Genomic DNA, 1,789 nt, shown 5'->3' on the forward strand with positions numbered 1-1,789 from the left:
GGACCCTCAGCAAGTCCCATCGTTGCAGGTCAAGGGCACTTTCCGCGTTTCTGATCAGCTCTTGGACAGCCTGCTTCGTGAAAGCGCGAGGTTAGGGTGATCTTTCTCGAAGTCCCTGATCGGCACGGAGTGTTGTCTGTATCCCGTGGTGTGTGAGGTATGCGGATGGGGGCGGGCTGACCCCTGCAGGACGTCAGCGCCGGGAGACGGTACGGATGCAGGCGGCTGAGCTGTTCGAGCAGAAGATCAAGCCGCCGGAGGTCGCACGGCGCCTGCGGGTGAGCCGGAAGTCGTGATCACAAGCGTGCAGAGTGTCTCTGACTAGCGAGAATGAGGATTGTCGAGGTCCTTGTTCGCGCGTGGTTCGGAGGCACTTCCAGGTGAAGCAGCGTATCCGTTCCTATTCCCGTGTCTGCGTTGAGGGCGGCGGTCGCGGCGTCGTTGGCCAGGTCGGCGCGGGTCGACGTCCTGGCCGCGGCTGGGCAGCGGTCTCTGTCCGCGATCCGGGCCGTGCGGGCCGAGGTTCGCGAGCGGGTGTGGCAGCTGGCGGGCAAGGCGGCGCCGGACGCGGGCGGGCAGGTAGTCGTGGACACCGACGGAGTGATTGTCGTCGCGCACTCCGACAAGCAGGACGCCGCCGCGACCTGGAAGAAGACGTATGGCCATCATCCGCTGATGGCGTTCGTCGACCACGGCCCGGGTGGGAGCGGGGGAGCCGGTGGCTGCGCTACTGCGGCCCGGGAATGGCTGCAGTAACACCGCAGCCGATCACAAAGGCCACGCGTCTGGCCCTGGCCCAGCTGCCCAAGCGGTATCGACGCGGGCGGCAGACCCTCATCCGCTGCGATTTCGGCGGGCGGCACGCACGAGTTCCTGGCCTGGCTCACCCAGCGCGGCCGATGGCTGTCGTACTCGGTCGGCATGACCATCACCGACGCCATCCACAAGCGGTGCTCAAGATGCCGGCCAGCGCGTGGACGCCAGCCGTCGAGCCGGACGGCGAGATCCGCGACGGTCCTGGCTGGCCGAGCTCGCCGGGGACGTGCTGCACGGCTGGCCGACGGGCATACCTCGGATCGTCCGCAAGGAACGGCTCATACCGGCGCCCAGTTGCGCATGACCGACGTCAACGGCATGCGGCTGACCTGTTTTGCCACCAGCACCGCCGGCACCGCCATCGCAGAGCTGGAGTTGCGCCACCGCCAGCGCGCCCGCGGCGAGGACCGCATCCGCGCCGCACGCGCCACCGGCTTGCGCAACCTGCCACTGCACGAGGCCGCGCAGAACCAGACACCAGCCGTGCAAGCCGTCCGGCTACTGCCCAAGCTGCTCCGCGCCTTTACGGCAGACCGTCTCTCTTCATCGCACGGGCGGCTGCCCATTCCCAAGCGACGGCGTGTCGGGCATGTGTCGGTCGATATCGGCAGCCGTCACTGCCGCGCAGGTATCTGCGCCGAGGCGGTCGAAGCGGCGGTTCACCGGGCTGAGGGCAGCAGGGAGGCTGAGAACCGGAGGCGGTGGTGCCAGCACGGTGCCCGCGCCGGCGAAGTAGAGGTTACGGAAGCGCGGGCGACGTGCTCACGGGGCAGGAACGCTCCGAGCGGGACCGCGGGAACCGCGGGCCCTGGGCGGGCCGCCGGCAACCTGCCTTATCCGGCGTCGAAGCCCTCAGCAGCCGCCGCAGTTGTCGTACGGATGGTGTCCCGCCGAGTGGTGTAGCAGCGATCTCGGCATAGCCCCTGGTCATGAGGCGGCCATCGCGCAACTCTCCGAGTAGTGAAGCTCGTTG

At 68.3% G+C, this 1,789-nt stretch carries 2 pseudogenes; both read left to right on the forward strand.

Annotated elements, in window-relative coordinates:
• Positions 1-152: 152 nt before the first annotated feature.
• A pseudogene (locus AC0699_RS39665) lies at positions 153-293 on the forward strand (helix-turn-helix domain-containing protein); the annotation flags it as partial.
• A gap of 166 nt (positions 294-459) precedes the next feature.
• Positions 460-1,290, forward strand: a pseudogene (locus AC0699_RS39670) (transposase); the annotation flags it as partial.
• Positions 1,291-1,789 lie beyond the last annotated feature (499 nt).

Source organism: Streptomyces sp. NPDC043870, assembly GCF_056435785.1.